We start from the raw sequence: 15,474 nt of genomic DNA on the forward strand, positions 1-15,474 counted from the left end.
TTTTCAATTCTCCAAAGAGCAATGCCTGTGTCGGGGTTTAACGTCTGCACCCGATTGCTGATTCGTCCTGCACAGGGCAACGGGACGGCACCGGGTCGCAGATTGCAAAAAAATTTGCTACTGTCTTGATAGCTGCTCGCGCTTGCTGGACAAGCGTCAACGGCCAATTTGATACAGATTCATGGGAAAAAGGTCCACCCCAGGGCGGACCTTTCAACCGCAGGTATTACTTGGCGCGCGAAGCCATGATGGCTTCCGAGACGTTGCGAGGTGCTTCGCTGTAGTGCTTGAACTCCATCGTGTACGTGGCGCGGCCTTGCGTGGCCGAACGCAGCGTGGTGGAGTAGCCGAACATTTCCGACAGCGGCACTTCAGCGCGGATGGCCTTGCCGCCACCGACGATGTCGTCCATGCCCTGCACCATGCCGCGACGGCTGGACAGGTCGCCCATCACGTTACCGGCGTAGTCTTCAGGCGTTTCCACTTCGACGGACATCATGGGCTCCAGGATGACCGGACCGGCCTTCCTGCAACCTTCCTTGAAGCCGAAGATGGCAGCCATCTTGAACGCCAGTTCGTTCGAGTCCACATCGTGGTACGAACCGAAGTGCAGCGTGACCTTGACGTCCACCACGGGGTAGCCGGCCAGCACGCCTTGCGTAACTGCTTCGTTGATACCCTTTTCCACGGCCGGGATGAATTCGCGAGGAACCACACCGCCCTTGATGGCGTCGACGAACTCGATGCCCTTGCCGGCTTCGTTGGGTTCGATCTTGAGCACAACGTGACCGTACTGGCCCTTGCCGCCGGACTGGCGCACGAACTTGCCTTCGGCCTCTTCCACCGTCTTGCGGATGGTTTCGCGGTAGGCCACCTGGGGCTTGCCCACGTTGGCTTCCACGCCGAACTCGCGCTTCATGCGGTCCACGATGATTTCGAGGTGCAACTCACCCATGCCGGAGATGATGGTCTGGCCGGATTCTTCGTCGGTACGCACGCGGAACGACGGATCTTCTGCGGCCAGTCGCTGCAGTGCGATACCCATCTTTTCCTGGTCGGCCTTGGTCTTGGGCTCAACAGCCTGCGAGATCACGGGCTCGGGGAACACCATGCGCTCGAGCACGATCGGCGAGCCGACATCGCACAGGGTTTCGCCGGTGGTCACTTCCTTCAGGCCCACGCAGGCAGCGATGTCGCCGGCGCGGATTTCGTCCACTTCCACGCGATCGTTGGCCATCATCTGCACGATACGGCCGATGCGCTCTTTCTTGCCCTTGACCGAGTTGAAGACGGTGTCGCCCTTGGTCAGCACGCCCGAATAGACGCGCACAAAGGTCAGCTGACCCACGAACGGGTCGGTCATCAGCTTGAACGCCAACGCAGAGAACTTCTCGCTGTCGTCGGCCTTGCGGCTGATCGGCTGCTCGTCGTCGTCCGTACCCGTCACATCAGGGATGTCGGTCGGTGCGGGCAGGTAGTCGATCACGGCGTCCAGCATGCGCTGCACGCCCTTGTTCTTGAACGCGGTGCCGCAAAGCATCGGGTGGATCTCGGTGGCAATGGTGCGCTGGCGCAGGCCTGCCTTGATTTCGGCTTCGGTCAAGTCACCTTCTTCCAGGTACTTGTTCATCAGCTCTTCCGAGGCTTCAGCAGCAGCTTCGACCATCTTTTCGCGCCACTCCTTGGCAGACGCGACCAGATCGGCGGGGATCTCTTCGTAGTTGAACTTCATGCCCTGGGACGCTTCGTCCCAGATGATGGCCTTCATCTTCAGCAGATCGACCACGCCCTTGAAGTTCTCTTCGGCGCCAATCGGAATCACGACGGGCACGGGGTTGGCCTTCAGGCGCAGCTTCATCTGGTCGTAGACCTTGAAGAAGTTGGCACCGGTGCGGTCCATCTTGTTCACAAAGGCCAGACGCGGCACCTTGTACTTGTTGGCCTGGCGCCAGACGGTTTCCGACTGGGGCTGCACGCCACCCACGGCGCAGTACACCATGCAGGCGCCATCCAGCACGCGCATGGAACGCTCCACTTCAATCGTGAAGTCCACGTGGCCGGGGGTGTCGATGATGTTGAAACGGTGCTCGGGGTAGGACATGTCCATGCCCTTCCAGAAGCAGGTCACGGCAGCCGAGGTGATCGTGATGCCGCGTTCTTGCTCCTGCTCCATCCAGTCCGTGGTGGCAGCGCCATCGTGCACTTCACCCAGCTTGTGGGTCACACCGGTATAGAAAAGAATACGTTCGGTGGTCGTGGTCTTGCCAGCGTCAATGTGGGCCGAGATACCGATATTGCGGTAGCGCTCGATGGGGGTTTTGCGAGCCATGGTGGATCCTTGGATGGTTCGTGTTATTCGGGGGCGGGCCCAGCATTTTTGACGCTGCAACCCATCAGTTTTGTGACTGCCTCAATCGCCACAAGGCTGCAGGCAAAATTGCCGGCAGCCTTGCGCAGAGCGACGAGGGCAGCTCGTCTGCTTAGAAGCGGAAGTGGCTGAATGCCTTGTTGGCTTCGGCCATGCGGTGCACTTCGTCACGCTTCTTCATGGCACCACCACGGCCTTCGGTGGCTTCGAGCAGTTCGTTGGCCAGACGCTGGGCCATCGACTTTTCGCCACGCTTGCGGGCGGCTTCCTTGATCCAGCGCATCGACAGGGCCAGACGGCGGACAGGGCGCACTTCCACAGGCACCTGGTAGTTGGCACCACCGACGCGGCGGGACTTCACTTCGACCATGGGCTTCACGTTGTTGATGGCAACCGTGAAGGCTTCCAGAGGATCCTTGTCAGGGTGCTTCTTCTCGATCAGTTCCAGGGCACCGTAAATGATGCGCTCTGCAACTGCCTTTTTGCCGCCTTCCATGATCACGTTCATGAATTTGGACAGCTCGACATTGCCGAACTTGGGATCCGGCAGGATTTCACGTTTGGGGACTTCGCGACGACGTGGCATTTTTTCACCTCTATCTTTGCTTCAGTTGGCATCTTTTCAGACACCGCGAGAGCCAATTTCAGAACTCTCACTTACTCGACCCGCGCAGAACACCTGCGTTTGGGGTCACTACGCTGCATCACCGCGCCACGCGGGAGACAGCACCGAAAATTTTGTGCAAAAGCGCAGGGCTTACTTGGCCTTGGGCTTCTTGGCACCGTACTTGGAGCGCGACTGCTTGCGGTCTTTCACGCCTTGCAAGTCGAGCGAACCACGCACGATGTGGTAACGCACACCGGGCAAATCCTTGACACGACCGCCGCGAACCAGCACCACGCTGTGTTCCTGCAGGTTGTGGCCTTCGCCGCCGATGTAGGAGATGACCTCAAAACCGTTGGTCAGGCGCACCTTGGCGACCTTACGCAGAGCGGAGTTGGGCTTCTTGGGCGTCGTGGTGTACACACGGGTGCACACGCCACGGCGCTGTGGAGAGTTTTCCATCGCGGGGCTCTTGGACTTGGTCTTTTCGACCTCGCGCCCCTGACGGACCAGTTGATTGATGGTTGGCATGAAATACGTCCCTAAACGTGAATTTGCTTCGTGAAAGCGAAAACGTGAATCCCTTCGGAAATTCCGAAAAGCCTTCTAATGTAGCAGCAAGCCCCAAAACAGGCAAGCACCACGCGGCTTTCTCGCCGAACCCACCCGCCTGGCGCGTCGTCCCACCATCGTTGCAAGAGCACAGCCGATGCCAGCGACCGCCGCGCAAGGGCCGCCCCAGCTGCGCAGCGTCGTTTCACTTGCGGGCGCTGGCGGCGCAGCCGCTCAAGGGGGTTGTGTCCTATTTAATCCACAACCGGATCGCGTCCCACGCGCGACCCAGGATGCCGGCCTGCTCGACACCTTCCAGCGCGACCAGCGGAACCTCGGCCACGGGCTGGTCGCCCAGCAGCACCTTCAGCGTGCCGATGGACTGACCCTTGGTGAAGGGTGCCACCAAGGGGTCAGGGCGCGCGATCTGAGTGGTGAGCTTGCCCGCGCTGCCCGCAGGCACGGCCACGACAATCGCTTCTTCACGGCCAATCTTGAGTGTGCTGGCCGTGCCCTTCCACAGCGCGGGCGTGGCCACAGGCTGCCCCACATCGAACAATTTGACGGCTTCGTACGCGGTGTAACCCCAGTTCAGCAGTTTCTGGCTTTCATTGGCGCGCGCGTTTTCACTGGCAGTGCCCAGCACGATGGACAGCAGGCGGCGCTGGCCCACGCCCGGAAACTCCCGCTTGGACGTGGCCACCAGGCAGTAGCCCGCAGCAGCCGTGTGGCCGGTCTTGAGGCCGTCCACGGTGGGGTCGCGGAACAGCAGCGAATTGCGGTTGCTGCCGTTGGAGGGCGGGGTGCCCGGATAGCTGTATTGCTTGGTGGAGTAGTAATGCATGTACTCCGGGAAATCCTTCATCAGCCGCACCGCCAGCACACTCAGATCGCGTGCGGTGGTCAGATGGCCGGGTTCCGTGAGGCCTTCGGGGTTCTTGTAGCTGGTTCCCGTCATGCCCAGGGCCTTGGCCTGGTCGTTCATGAGCTTGACGAAATTCTCGTAGGTGCCGCCCACACCCTCGGCCAGCGCCACGGTGGCGTCGTTGCCGGACTGCACGATCATGCCCTTGATGAGGTCTTCGACCGGCACCTGCATTTTGGGGTCGATGAACATGCGCGAGCCGGGCATCTTCCAGGCACGCACGCTCACGGGCAGCTTCTGGTCCAGCGAAATCTTCTTGCTCCGCAGTGCGTCGAACACCAGGTAGCCCGTCATGAGCTTGGTCAGCGAGGCCTGCTCCACCGGCGCATCGATGTCCTTGGCGGCGAGCACCTGGTTGGCGGTGACGTCCACCAGCATGTACGTGCGTGCGGCAATTTCAGGAGGCTGGGGGGCCTGGGCATGGGCACCAAAGGCGGCAGGGGCCACCGCAGCAAAGACGGCCAGAGATCGCAACGCAGACAGGATTCGTTTCATGGGGCAAGAAGGGGCTGGAGAGGCTCGAGGTAGGGGTTGGAGAGAAAGACGCGCAGGAGATGACGACACCGGCCAGGCCGGCCGGGCCGCCCGCTCAGGCGCCCGATTGCAGGTGGCGGACCACCAGATTTTTCAGAAGCGGCAATTGTCCGTGAAAGAAATGACCGCCTGCGGGGATGACTGTGACAGGCAGTATCTGGGGGCGGGCCCAGTCCATCACCGCTGCCAGGGGCACCGTGTCGTCGTGCTCGCCGTGCACCACCAGCGTTCGCAGGTGGGCGTCCGGCGGCACGGGCGCCACGGTGAACCGGCTGGCCGCAGTGCCGATGAGCACCGCCTGGTCCACACGCCCTTCCTGCCAGAGGGCTGCCAGCGCATGGCTGGTGACAAATGCGCCAAACGAGAAACCCGCCAGTGCAATGCGCTGCCCCCCGGCCGCGGGCGCCACCTGCTCCACCACGGCCAGCATGTCCTGCAACTCGCCCTGGCCGTCGTCGTGCACGCCTTCGGTACCGCCGACACCCCGGAAATTGAAGCGCACGGCCGTCCAGCCGCACTGCACAAACGCACGCGCCAGCGTCTGCACCACCTTGTTGTCCAGCGTGCCGCCAAACAGCGGATGGGGATGGGCAATGACCGCCACCCCCCGGGACGCCGCGCCATCGGCCAGCAGGGGGGCGTCACGCACCGCTTCGATGGCGCCTGCGGGGCCGGACAGGGTCAGGCGTTCGGTCTGTGCATTCACGGGTTTACTACCAAATCAATAGCTGCTCGCGCTTGATGGATAAGCGCCAACGGCCAAAAACACCAAAAATTTGCGGAACGGAGGATGGAGGCGCGTTCAGCGGCCAAGTTCCGCTGGCGTGACCAGGCGCTCCACCACCTGGCCGTTCTTGAGGTGCGATTCGACAATCTCGTCGATGTCGGCGGCATCCACATAGGTGTACCAGGTGCCCTCGGGGTAGACCACGGCCACCGGCCCCGCTGCGCAGCGGTCCAGGCAGCCCGCCTTGTTCACCCGCACCTTGCCAGCGCCCGCCAGGCCTGCGGCCTTGACCTGCGCCTTGCAGCGATCGAAACCCGCCTGGGCGTTGTGGCGGGCACAGCTGTCTTCGCCGTTGGTGCGCTCGTTCAGGCAGAAAAAAATGTGGCGCTGGTAGTAGCCGGGCACTGCGGCCGGTGCGGATGTGGTGTCGCTCATCCGGACATTTTAGTTTTTCGGGGTGCGTGGCCCCTGCCGGTGCAACCCGCCCGGGTTCAGTGCCTTTCGCGGCGCGACACGCGCAGCAGCACATACAGCAGCGCAGCGTAGGGCCACAGCCATCCGAGCCACTGGCCCAGTCCGTAAAAGCGGATGAACCGGCCCTGCTCCCAGATCTGCAGCGTCTGCGCAAAGTAGGCGCTGGTGGGCGCCTGGTTGAGCAAGGCCAGGTGCCAGGCCAGCGTGAGCAGCAGCAAGGCCGCGCACGCGCGCCGCGGCAGCCCAAGCAACAGCGCCGCCAGCGCCATGGCGCCCCACATGCCGACGCGTGCCGGCTGGCCCATCCATTCCCAGGCGTGCACGGGCCCCCAGCTCAAGGCCGCCGACAACGCCGTGAGCGTGACCCCCACCGCCACCACCGCCAGCGCAAACACGGCCCGCCGCCCCGCCGAACGGATCACGCAGTAGCCCAGCAGGCACGGCGCCAGCAGGCCCAGGGTGACGCACAGCAGCTCTGCAGTGGGTGACAGCGGGTCGAGCGCCGCCTCGCGCACCGGCAGCCAGGCCAGAAACGGTGTGTCGGCCAGCAGCTCGGTCAACGCCGTCTCCAGCCGCTCCAGCACCTGCCCCAGTCCGAACGGCACAGCCGCCGGAAACAGCAGCGCCACCGGCCACAACGCCAGCAGCACGATGGCACCGCTCGCGTCGGCCACAAACCAGCGGCCCTTGAAATCGCTCCACCGGTCGATGGCGCCCAGGCGCTCCAGCAACGCCGCACTCAACCCGCCCGCCAGCGCGCCCGCAGCGTTGAGCAGCAGGTCCAGGTTGGAGGGCACACGGCGGGGCAGGTAAATCTGCAGGAACTCCATGGCCAGCGACAGCAGCACGCCCGCCAGCGTGGCCAGCGGCACCACGCCCCGCGTCCAGCCCGAGCGCAGCATGGCCAGCACCAGCAAAAACCCGAGCGGCGCATACCCCACCATGTTGGTGGTGACGTCAAAACCCGTCCAGTACGGTGGCGGCAGCGGTGCCAGCAAAAACACCAGCGGGTTGATCCCCTGGGCGCGCCAGCCGTCAAACGGGAACAGGCTGGCAAAGACGATCAGCGCCGTGTAGATCAGCGCCAGGGGCCAGGCGGAGGTCTTGTGCATGCGCCGTGTGCGGCTGCGTCAGAAGGGCTTGACGACCACCAGCACCACCGCCACCAGCAGCAGCAGCACGGGCACTTCGTTGAACCAGCGGAACCACACATGGCTCCTGCGGCTGGTGCCGTCGGCCAGCTTGCGCAGCACCACGCTGCAGGCGTGGTGGTACCCGATCACCAGCACCACCACCGCCAGCTTGGCATGCATCCAGCCATTGCCCGGGCCACGGCCAATGCCGTAACCCAGCCACAGCCACAGGCCCAGCGCCAGTGCGGGTACGGCCAGCAAGGTGGTAAAGCGCAGCAACTTGCGCGCCATCAGCAGCAGGCGGTCGCGCTCGGCGGCCGAGCCGGGCGCCACCATCGCCAGATTGACGAAGATGCGCGGCAGATAGAACAGGCCGGCAAACCAGCTGGCCACGAAGACGATGTGAAAGGCTTTGACCCAGAGCATGCGGGCAGTTTAAGTGCGCATGCGGGGGCGTTTCGGCGATTCCAAAAAAAAGCCCGGCAATTGCGCCGGGCCCTTAAAGCCTGTTGTGCATCGCTGCAATCCAGGCCCCCGCTCAGGGAGGAAAAGCGGGGGGCAGCAAGCTGCCCGGCGCCAATTTAGCACCGGGGCTGGGCGGGTACAAGGGACATTTCCGGGCGCTGACGCGTGCGCCCGCCGGGGTACGCCGCACGGCGGCACAGGGGGATAATCTTCGGCATGCATCTCCAAAGCCCTGCCCCCTTCCCCCAGAACCGCCCCCGCCGCCTGCGCCGCGATGCCTTCACCCGCCGCCTGGTGCGCGAAAACGTGGTCACCGCCGACGACCTGATCTACCCCGTGTTCGTGCACGAGGGCACGAACCGCAGCGAGGCCGTGACTTCCATGCCCGGCGTGGACCGGCTGAGCCTGGACCTGCTGCTGCCCGTGGCCGAAGACTGCGCGCGCCTGGGTATCCCGGTGCTGGCGCTGTTCCCGGCGATTGACCCCTCGCTCAAGACGCCCGACGGCAAGGAGGCCCTGAACCCCGACGGCCTGATACCGCGCGTGGTGCGCGCCCTCAAGAAGGAATTCCCGCAGCTTGGCGTGATGACCGACGTGGCGCTGGACCCCTACACCAGCCACGGCCAGGACGGCGTGCTCGACGACACCGGCTACATCATCAATGACGAGACGGTGGAGATCCTCACCGGCCAGGCGCTCACGCATGCCGAGGCGGGCGTGGACATCGTCGCCCCCAGCGACATGATGGACGGCCGCATTGGCGCGATCCGCGAGGCGCTGGAAGTGCAGGGCCACATCCACACGCGCATCATGGCCTACAGCGCCAAGTACGCCAGCGCCTTCTACGGCCCCTTCCGCGATGCGGTGGGCACCCGCGGCGCCCTGGGCAAGGCCGACAAGAACGTCTACCAGATGGACCCCGGCAACAGCGACGAGGCCCTGCGCGAGGTGGCCATCGACATCGCCGAAGGCGCCGACATGGTGATGGTCAAGCCCGGCATGCCCTACCTGGACATCGTGCGCCGCGTGAAGGACGAGTTCAAGGTGCCCACCTTCGCCTACCAGGTGAGCGGCGAGTACGCCATGATCAAGGCCGCCGCCGCCAACGGCTGGCTCGACCACGACGCCGTGATGATGGAAAGCCTGCTGGCCTTCAAGCGCGCAGGCGCCGACGGCGTGCTGACCTACTTCGCACGCGACGTGGCACGATTGCTCCGAAAATAAGAGCTGCTAGCGCTTGATGGACAAGCGCTGGAGGCACTTTTTATTCAAAACCGGGGTTGCATGCGCATCTTCCACATCCACAGCGGCGGCGTGCACGAGCTGGCCGCGCTGCCCACGCAGATGCCCACGCAGGGCTTTGTCTGGATCGCCTGCGCGCGCCCGGCCTTCCAGGCGCGGCTGGCCGAGATCCAGGCCCGCCTGCAGGCGCTGGTGGGGCTGCAGCTGGTGGACCTGCACGTGTCCGACCTGCTCAACGCGCAGCTGCCCTCGCACTACGACTACACCTCGCAGTACGACCTGCTGGTGTTCCGCCGCCTGGCCACCCTGAATGGCGACGCCGCCGAGCCGCCCCGGCCCCCGGACGCACCGGCTGCACCCACCGGCAGCAGCCCGCCCAAACGCTCGGGCCCGCCCGTGCTGCGGCGCATCGACACCAGCCCGGTGGGTTTTGCGGTGTTCGACCAGTTGCTGCTGACCGTGCACCCGGCCGACTGTGCGGTGCGCGACGCCTACGCGGCCCGCTTGCTGGCCTCACTGCCTGCCAGCACCAGTGAAGGCCGCGCCAGCCCCATGCCCGGCGCGCGCGTGCCCACCAGCCCGGCCGACCTGATGCTGCGCGTGGTCAACCAGATGGTGGACGGCTACCTGGACCTGCGCCGCGAGCTCACGCGCCAGCTCGACCACTGGCAGAACGAGCTGCTCAAACCCCGTGCGCGCTACGTGAACTGGACTTCGCTGCTCGAAGCACGCCTGTCGCTGCACATGCTCGACGAGATCTGCGAAGACCAGCGCACCGCCGTGCAGGACTGGATCGACGCGCTGGAAACCTGGCCCCTGCCCGAGACCCCCACCGGCCTGCGCGAGCTGGACCTGCTCAAGGTGCGCAGCCGCGACGTGCTGGAGCACATCGAGCGCGTGGTGCACCACGTGCGGCGGCTTGAGCAAAGCACCGAAACCGCCGTGCAGATGCACTTCAGCGTGCAAAGCAACCGCACCAACGACATCATGCGCACGCTCACCGCGCTCACTGCCGTGTTCCTGCCGCTGAACCTGATTGCGGGCATCTTCGGCATGAACTTCGAGTTCCTGCCGCTGATCCACAAGGCCGACGGCTTCTGGTGGGCGCTGGGCGCGATGGGGTTCATCGCACTGGGGCTGGTGGCGCTGTTCTGGCGCAAGCAATACCTCTCACGAACCCGGCGGTAATTCCTACCCCTGCCCCGCACCGCCGGGGGCAGCATCGCATCTGCACACACCACGGAGTGCATTGATGCCCGCGCCTGCCGCCGATCCTGCCGCCCACCTTCGCCTGGCCTTCGCCCATGCAGGCGCCCCGCTGTTCGTCGGCACCGCGGGCTGGAGCCTGCCGCGCGCCAGCCCGCACCCGTTTACCGCCCGTGCAGACAGCCCGGCTGAACCGCACCTGGCGCGCTATGCGCGGCAGCTGACGGCCGTGGAGATCAATTCATCGTTCTACCGGCCGCACCAGCGCGCGACGTACCAGCGCTGGGCTGCGGCCACGCCAGCAGGGTTCCGGTTTTGCGTCAAGCTGCCGCGCAGCATCACGCACGACGCGCGGCTGCAGGATGCCAACGCGCTGCTGCAGACGTTTGTGGACCAGGCCAGCGGCCTGGGCGACCGCCTGGGCTGCCTGCTGGTGCAGCTGCCGCCCAGCCTGGTGCTGGATGCGCCAGTGGCCAACATCTTCTTTGCGAGCCTGCGGCGCCTGCTGCCGGGCGGTGTCGGCCTGGCCGTGGAGCCGCGCCATGCGAGCTGGTTCACCCCCGAGGCCGACGCGCTGCTGGCGCACTGGCAGGCCGCACGCGTGCTGGCCGACCCGGTGCTGCACGATGCCGGGCGCGCACCGGGCGGGTGGCCCGCTCTGGTGTACTGCCGGCTGCACGGCTCGCCGCGCACCTACTACTCGGCCTATGACGCGGGCCTGATCGATGCGCTGGCCACGCGCCTGAAAGCGGCCACGCAGGAGTCCCCGCTAGAGGCCGCCAGCGTGTGGTGCATCTTCGACAACACGGCCAGCGGAGCCGCTACCGAGAACGCGCTGGACCTGCAGGCGCAGCTGCGCAGCCTCTGACCCAACGATCAGCGAATAGCGATCAGCGCGCCGGCGCTGGTGTGCCGAACAGCCCGGCCCCGTTGTCCCACGCCACCTTGCGCGCCACGTCGGCGGGCAGGCCGCCCAGCCACTGGCGGTAGCCCTGCATCAGGCTCTCGTAATACTGCCAGCGCTGGTTGACCCAGGTGTCCGATCCGATCACAAACCGCGTGGGGTACTTGAGCAGCAGCGCGCGCCAGGCGGGGCACAGCTGGTTGTCGTCGCACACCAGGCCCGGGCGGTACGAGAGCTCGCCCACCAGGCCGGGGTAGCGCGCCAGCAGCGCATCCACCCGCTCCACCGGCGCGCCGCCGATGCCGGTATGCGCCCAGATCAGTCGCACCTTCTGCCCCTTGGAGGGCGTGTGGGCCATCAGCAGATCGATCGCCGCATCGTCCACATGCGCCAGCACCACCAGATCGCGCTGCTCGGCCAGCGCCATCAGCTTTTGGGCCACCGGGCCGTTGGCGTTGGCGCTGTCGTACAGGTGGAATTCGCCAATGCCGCGGTAAGGGCCCGCGCCCGTGCCGCGCGCCAGTTCGGCCAGCACCATGTCGTAAATCGTTTCGTCGGCAAACCAGCCGGTGTAGTCGGCCCGGTTGCGGTACAGCCGCACAAAGGGCACCACGGTGACACCCGCCTCGCGCGTCTCGCGCAGGCCCGCGAGGGTGAGCGAGCCGGTGTTGGGCCGCGAATTGGCCACGATGGCGCGCACGCCGCTGGCCTTCATGCGCGCCAGCACATCCGCAGGCGGATGCGGGCCCGCCTTGCCGTCCCACGCCTCCTCGTTGTAGTGCAGGTGGGCGTCGAACAGCGGGCCGGTGTAGTCGGCGGCGCGCACCGGCGCCGCCGGACCGGCAATAACTATCAAAATAATAGCTGCCAGCGCTTGCTGCATAAGCGCTGAAAGCCTAAAAGACATAAAACCCCGCACGCACGTCAGACCCGCCATGGCAACCTCCCCACACGATCAATCCATCGCACTCCCCTGAAGCCTCCACGGGGCACATTCACGCCATTGCCCCGTGCAAGGGACGCCCCGCCGCACTGGGGGCGTCCCCCGCAGGGGGAAGGCGCCGTAGGCGACTCAGGGGGAGCCATCAAGCCAGATGTTTGTCGAAGAAGGCCAGCGTGCGGTCCCGCGCCGCCATGGCCGCGGTCTCGTCGTAGCTGCCGCGCTGGTCGCAGTTGAAGCCGTGGTCTGCCGCATAGACGTGCACTTCCACCCCGGGGTGGGCGCGCGAAAACGCCTGCACGCCGTCGAGCGGGATCCAGTGGTCACGCTCGCCAAAATGCGCCAGCACGGGCACGCGGGGCTGGCGGGCGATTTCTTCGGGGGTGGTCACGCCGCCGCCGTAGTAGGGCACGGCAGCCGACAGCCCCTGCAGTTCGCAGGCCGCGCGCCAGGTCAGCAGGCCGCCCCAGCAGAATCCCACAATGCCCACCTTGCGGCCGCTTTGCTCTGCGGCGTGGTCGATGGCGGCCTGGATGTCGGGCATCACGCCCGGCGCGGGCAGCGCCTCCACCGCAGCCTTCAGGCCCATGCCCGCCTGCATGTCGTCAGCGGTATAGCCCAGTTCGACCCCCGGTTTCACCCGGTGGAAGGTCGAGGGCGCCACCGCCAGGTAGCCGCGGGCGGCAAAGCGGTCGGCGATCGCACGGATGTGCGAATTGACCCCGAAGATCTCCTGCAGCACGACCACCGCGCCACGGGGGGCGACATCCGGCCGCGCCACCCAGGCCGGAAACACAAATCCGTCACCGGACGTCAGATCGACAAACTGTCCCATGCTGCAATCTCCTTGAGTTAAAAGCCAACGATGCGTTGCGCCGCGCACCCGACCGCCGCGCAGCGCAAAGAACCTGTTCCAATGCGCCATTCTTGCAGGAGACCACGCTTTCATGGACAAGATCGTGTTAATCACCGGCGCCAGCCGAGGCATTGGCGCCGCCACCGCCCAACTGGCCGCGCGCCAGGGCTGGGCGGTGGCCGTGAACTACCAGGGCAACGAGGCCGCTGCCGATGCCGTGGTGCAGCAGATCCGCACCGCTGGCGGCACCGCGCTGGCCGTGCAGGCCGATGTGGCCGACGAGGCCCAGGTGCTGGCCATGTTTGCCACCGTGGATACACAACTCGGGCGCATCACCGCCCTGGTGAACAACGCGGGCGTGGTGGACACCACCCAGCGGGTGGACGCAATGAGCGTGGCGCGCCTGCGCCGCATGTTCGATGTCAACGTGATCGGCAGCTTTGTCTGCGCCCGCGAGGCCGTGCGCCGCATGAGCACAAAACATGGCGGCCAGGGTGGCACCATCGTCAACGTCTCCAGCGCCGCCGCGCGGCTGGGCGCGGCCCACCAGTATGTGGACTACGCAGCGGCCAAGGGCGCCATCGACACCTTCACCATGGGCCTGGCGCGCGAGGTGGCCGCCGAAGGCATCCGCGTGAACGCCGTGCGCCCGGGCCTGATCGAGACCGACATCCACGCCAGCGGCGGCCTGCCCGACCGCGTGCGCGACCTGGCCCACCAGGTGCCGATGCAGCGCGGCGGCACGGCTGAAGAGGTGGCCGAGGCCATCGTGTGGCTGATGTCGGATGCGTCGCCCTACACCACCATGTCGTTCCTCGAAGTCTCTGGAGGCAGGTAGATGAGACACCCCCTGAGTCGCTTCGCGCCTTCCCCCTCTCTCGCTTCGCTACGCAAAGCGGGAGGGGGACGCCCCCAGCGCACACAAGCAAAGCGCCGCATACGCGGCTTCGGCGGCCCTTGCGCGGGGCACTGGCTTCGACAGCGCCAAGTTGAAAATCTGTGGGCGACAAGCTGCACAACGGAAAACTGATATGGATCTCAAACCTCTCATCACCCTGCTGGCCATCGTGAACCCGCTGGCCATCGTGCCGTTTTTCATCCACTACACGCAGGGCTTTTCGTACCCGCAGCGGCGCCGCACCATCCAGGTGGCCAGCTTCAGCGTGTTCTGCGTGATTGCGGCCTGTGCGCTGCTGGGCCTGCAGATCCTGGATTTTTTCAACATCTCGCTGCAAAGCTTTCAGGTGGGCGGCGGCATGCTGCTGCTCATCAGCGCGATGAACATGCTCAACGCCCAGCCCGCCGAGGCCAAGCCCAGCACCAACGAGTTTGAAGAAGGGGCAGAGAAAGCCGCCGCAGGCAGCAGCATTGCCGTGGTGCCGCTCACCATCCCGCTGCTCACCGGCCCGGCCAGCATGTCCACCGTGGTGATCTACGCTGACCGCGCACAGGGCGTGTGGCAGACGCTGGCGCTGGTGGGCTACGGCGTGGTCATCGCGCTGGCCACCGCCGTGTGTTTTGCCCTGGCCGACCCGATTGCGCGCGTGCTGGGCAAGACCGGCATCAACGTGATGACCCGGCTCATGGGCCTGATCCTGGCCGCGCTGGCGGTAGAGGTGATGGCGGATGGGCTGGGCAAGCTGTTCCCCATCCTGATCGCGCGCTGAAAATGAGCCACCCCCTGAGTCGCCTGCGGCGCCATCCCCCGAGGGGGGACGACGCCCCCACTGCGCGGCGGCCCTTGCCTGCGCCGCGCCAGTGGCGTGGTCTGCGCGGAGTGCGCAGCACCGGGGATGATTGAGGCATGTCCGCCAAACTCCTTCTGCTCGAAGACGACCCCGCCATCGCCCGCACAGTGGCCTACGCGCTGCAGCGCGACGGCCTGGCCGTGACGCACAGCCTGCTGGTACACGACGCGCGCCAGCAACTGCAGCGCGCACGTTTTGACCTGCTGGTGCTGGACGTGGGCCTGCCCGATGGCAGCGGGCTGGATCTGCTGCGCGATGTGCGCAACGCCGCGCCCACCGCTGCGCTGCCCGTGCTGATGCTCAGCGCCCATGGCGAAGAGATCGACCGCGTGCTGGGCCTGGAGCTGGGCGCCGATGACTACCTCACCAAACCCTTCAGCCCGCGCGAGCTGGCGGCACGCGTGAAGGCGCTGCTGCGCCGCGCGGGCAACGGCCACGCGGCCACGCCCGCCACCCCGCTCTTTCACGACGACGAGGCCGGGCAGCGCATCAGCCTGCGCGGCCAGGCCCTGCCGCTGACCCGGCGCGAATACCACTTGCTGTCCCACCTCCTGCGTGGCGCAGGCCGCATCCACTCACGCGACGCCCTGCTGGCCGCTGCCTGGGGCGACGACAGCGAAAGCACCGACCGCACGGTGGACACGCACATCAAAACCCTGCGCGCCAAACTGCGCGAGGTGGACCCGGCGCGTGAATACATCAGCACGCACCGGGGCATGGGTTACTGCCTCGATGTGTGATGCCCCCCTGAGTCGCTGCGCGCCTTCCCCCGCGGGGGGACGCCACCCGTGGCCCG

The 15,474-nt window shown here is 65.9% G+C and carries 16 protein-coding genes; 6 read left to right on the forward strand and 10 right to left on the reverse strand.

Translation table 11 applies throughout. The features are described from left to right. Positions 1–226 precede the first annotated feature (226 nt). The 8 genes from fusA to KYG_RS15170 all read right to left on the reverse strand — a co-directional run bounded on the left by fusA (position 227) and on the right by KYG_RS15170 (position 7,743). Positions 227–2,329, reverse strand: a complete 2,103-nt coding sequence (gene fusA / locus KYG_RS15135) for an elongation factor G (RefSeq protein WP_008905796.1) — start codon at positions 2,327–2,329, stop codon at positions 227–229. A 151-nt stretch (positions 2,330–2,480) separates the two neighbouring features. Then, positions 2,481–2,954 carry a 30S ribosomal protein S7 gene (rpsG, locus tag KYG_RS15140; RefSeq protein ID WP_005798541.1) on the reverse strand — a complete coding sequence of 158 codons (474 nt, stop codon included), beginning with the start codon at positions 2,952–2,954 and terminating at the stop codon, positions 2,481–2,483. Between the two features lie 171 nt (positions 2,955–3,125). Beyond that, positions 3,126–3,503 (reverse strand): 30S ribosomal protein S12, encoded by a 378-nt coding sequence (gene rpsL / locus KYG_RS15145; RefSeq protein ID WP_008905797.1) that lies wholly within the window; start codon positions 3,501–3,503, stop codon positions 3,126–3,128. Positions 3,504–3,774: 271 nt separating this feature from the next. Beyond that, positions 3,775–4,944, reverse strand: coding sequence for a D-alanyl-D-alanine carboxypeptidase family protein (locus KYG_RS15150; protein WP_034694878.1), 1,170 nt, complete (start codon positions 4,942–4,944; stop codon positions 3,775–3,777). A gap of 94 nt (positions 4,945–5,038) precedes the next feature. Further along, the gene (locus KYG_RS15155; RefSeq protein WP_008905799.1) at positions 5,039–5,689 is read right to left on the reverse strand and encodes an alpha/beta hydrolase; all 651 of its coding nucleotides are present in this window, start codon (positions 5,687–5,689) and stop codon (positions 5,039–5,041) included. Between the two features lie 96 nt (positions 5,690–5,785). After that, positions 5,786–6,145, reverse strand: coding sequence for a ferredoxin (locus KYG_RS15160; protein ID WP_008905800.1), 360 nt, complete (start codon positions 6,143–6,145; stop codon positions 5,786–5,788). A 56-nt stretch (positions 6,146–6,201) separates the two neighbouring features. Beyond that, the gene (locus KYG_RS15165) at positions 6,202–7,296 is read right to left on the reverse strand and encodes a VanZ family protein (protein ID WP_008905801.1); all 1,095 of its coding nucleotides are present in this window, start codon (positions 7,294–7,296) and stop codon (positions 6,202–6,204) included. Between the two features lie 18 nt (positions 7,297–7,314). Next, entirely contained in the window at positions 7,315–7,743 is a 429-nt protein-coding gene (locus tag KYG_RS15170) for a CopD family protein (RefSeq protein WP_008905802.1), read from the reverse strand. 255 nt (positions 7,744–7,998) lie between these two features. Here KYG_RS15170 and hemB point away from each other — a divergent pair, with 255 nt between their 5' ends. The 3 genes from hemB (at position 7,999) to KYG_RS15185 (ending at position 11,098) form a co-directional block, all read left to right on the forward strand. Beyond that, entirely contained in the window at positions 7,999–9,006 is a 1,008-nt protein-coding gene (hemB, locus tag KYG_RS15175; protein WP_008905803.1) for a porphobilinogen synthase, read from the forward strand. A gap of 60 nt (positions 9,007–9,066) precedes the next feature. Further along, positions 9,067–10,212: a magnesium transporter CorA family protein gene (locus KYG_RS15180; RefSeq protein ID WP_008905804.1), complete on the forward strand. Its 1,146-nt coding sequence runs from the start codon at positions 9,067–9,069 to the stop codon at positions 10,210–10,212. A gap of 64 nt (positions 10,213–10,276) precedes the next feature. After that, positions 10,277–11,098 carry a DUF72 domain-containing protein gene (locus KYG_RS15185; protein WP_008905805.1) on the forward strand — a complete coding sequence of 274 codons (822 nt, stop codon included), beginning with the start codon at positions 10,277–10,279 and terminating at the stop codon, positions 11,096–11,098. Positions 11,099–11,120: 22 nt separating this feature from the next. Here KYG_RS15185 and KYG_RS15190 read toward each other — a convergent pair whose 3' ends face one another. Then, positions 11,121–12,017, reverse strand: coding sequence for an amidohydrolase (locus KYG_RS15190; RefSeq protein ID WP_008905806.1), 897 nt, complete (start codon positions 12,015–12,017; stop codon positions 11,121–11,123). Between the two features lie 202 nt (positions 12,018–12,219). Next, complete coding sequence (locus KYG_RS15195) at positions 12,220–12,909, reverse strand: dienelactone hydrolase family protein (RefSeq protein WP_008905807.1); 690 nt, start codon at positions 12,907–12,909, stop codon at positions 12,220–12,222. A 112-nt stretch (positions 12,910–13,021) separates the two neighbouring features. Here KYG_RS15195 and KYG_RS15200 point away from each other — a divergent pair, with 112 nt between their 5' ends. The 3 genes from KYG_RS15200 (at position 13,022) to KYG_RS15210 (ending at position 15,418) form a co-directional block, all read left to right on the forward strand. Further along, complete coding sequence (locus KYG_RS15200; protein WP_008905808.1) at positions 13,022–13,768, forward strand: SDR family oxidoreductase; 747 nt, start codon at positions 13,022–13,024, stop codon at positions 13,766–13,768. 193 nt (positions 13,769–13,961) lie between these two features. Beyond that, positions 13,962–14,597 carry a MarC family protein gene (locus KYG_RS15205; protein WP_008905809.1) on the forward strand — a complete coding sequence of 212 codons (636 nt, stop codon included), beginning with the start codon at positions 13,962–13,964 and terminating at the stop codon, positions 14,595–14,597. 137 nt (positions 14,598–14,734) lie between these two features. Beyond that, positions 14,735–15,418 carry a winged helix-turn-helix domain-containing protein gene (locus KYG_RS15210; RefSeq protein ID WP_008905810.1) on the forward strand — a complete coding sequence of 228 codons (684 nt, stop codon included), beginning with the start codon at positions 14,735–14,737 and terminating at the stop codon, positions 15,416–15,418. Positions 15,419–15,474: the final 56 nt, after the last annotated feature.

Source organism: Acidovorax sp. NO-1 (genome assembly GCF_000238595.1).
Taxonomy (GTDB): Bacteria; Pseudomonadota; Gammaproteobacteria; order Burkholderiales; family Burkholderiaceae_C; genus Acidovorax.

Coding starts and splice junctions, on each gene's coding strand:
- fusA (WP_008905796.1), bottom strand. CDS start 2,329: ATGGCTCGCAAAACCCCCATCGAGCGCTACCGCAATATCGGTATCTCG.
- rpsG (WP_005798541.1), bottom strand. CDS start 2,954: ATGCCACGTCGTCGCGAAGTCCCCAAACGTGAAATCCTGCCGGATCCC.
- rpsL (WP_008905797.1), bottom strand. CDS start 3,503: ATGCCAACCATCAATCAACTGGTCCGTCAGGGGCGCGAGGTCGAAAAG.
- KYG_RS15150 (WP_034694878.1), bottom strand. CDS start 4,944: ATGAAACGAATCCTGTCTGCGTTGCGATCTCTGGCCGTCTTTGCTGCG.
- KYG_RS15160 (WP_008905800.1), bottom strand. CDS start 6,145: ATGAGCGACACCACATCCGCACCGGCCGCAGTGCCCGGCTACTACCAG.
- KYG_RS15165 (WP_008905801.1), bottom strand. CDS start 7,296: ATGCACAAGACCTCCGCCTGGCCCCTGGCGCTGATCTACACGGCGCTG.
- KYG_RS15170 (WP_008905802.1), bottom strand. CDS start 7,743: ATGCTCTGGGTCAAAGCCTTTCACATCGTCTTCGTGGCCAGCTGGTTT.
- hemB (WP_008905803.1), top strand. CDS start 7,999: ATGCATCTCCAAAGCCCTGCCCCCTTCCCCCAGAACCGCCCCCGCCGC.
- KYG_RS15180 (WP_008905804.1), top strand. CDS start 9,067: ATGCGCATCTTCCACATCCACAGCGGCGGCGTGCACGAGCTGGCCGCG.
- KYG_RS15185 (WP_008905805.1), top strand. CDS start 10,277: ATGCCCGCGCCTGCCGCCGATCCTGCCGCCCACCTTCGCCTGGCCTTC.
- KYG_RS15190 (WP_008905806.1), bottom strand. CDS start 12,017: ATGCAGCAAGCGCTGGCAGCTATTATTTTGATAGTTATTGCCGGTCCG.
- KYG_RS15195 (WP_008905807.1), bottom strand. CDS start 12,909: ATGGGACAGTTTGTCGATCTGACGTCCGGTGACGGATTTGTGTTTCCG.
- KYG_RS15200 (WP_008905808.1), top strand. CDS start 13,022: ATGGACAAGATCGTGTTAATCACCGGCGCCAGCCGAGGCATTGGCGCC.
- KYG_RS15205 (WP_008905809.1), top strand. CDS start 13,962: ATGGATCTCAAACCTCTCATCACCCTGCTGGCCATCGTGAACCCGCTG.
- KYG_RS15210 (WP_008905810.1), top strand. CDS start 14,735: ATGTCCGCCAAACTCCTTCTGCTCGAAGACGACCCCGCCATCGCCCGC.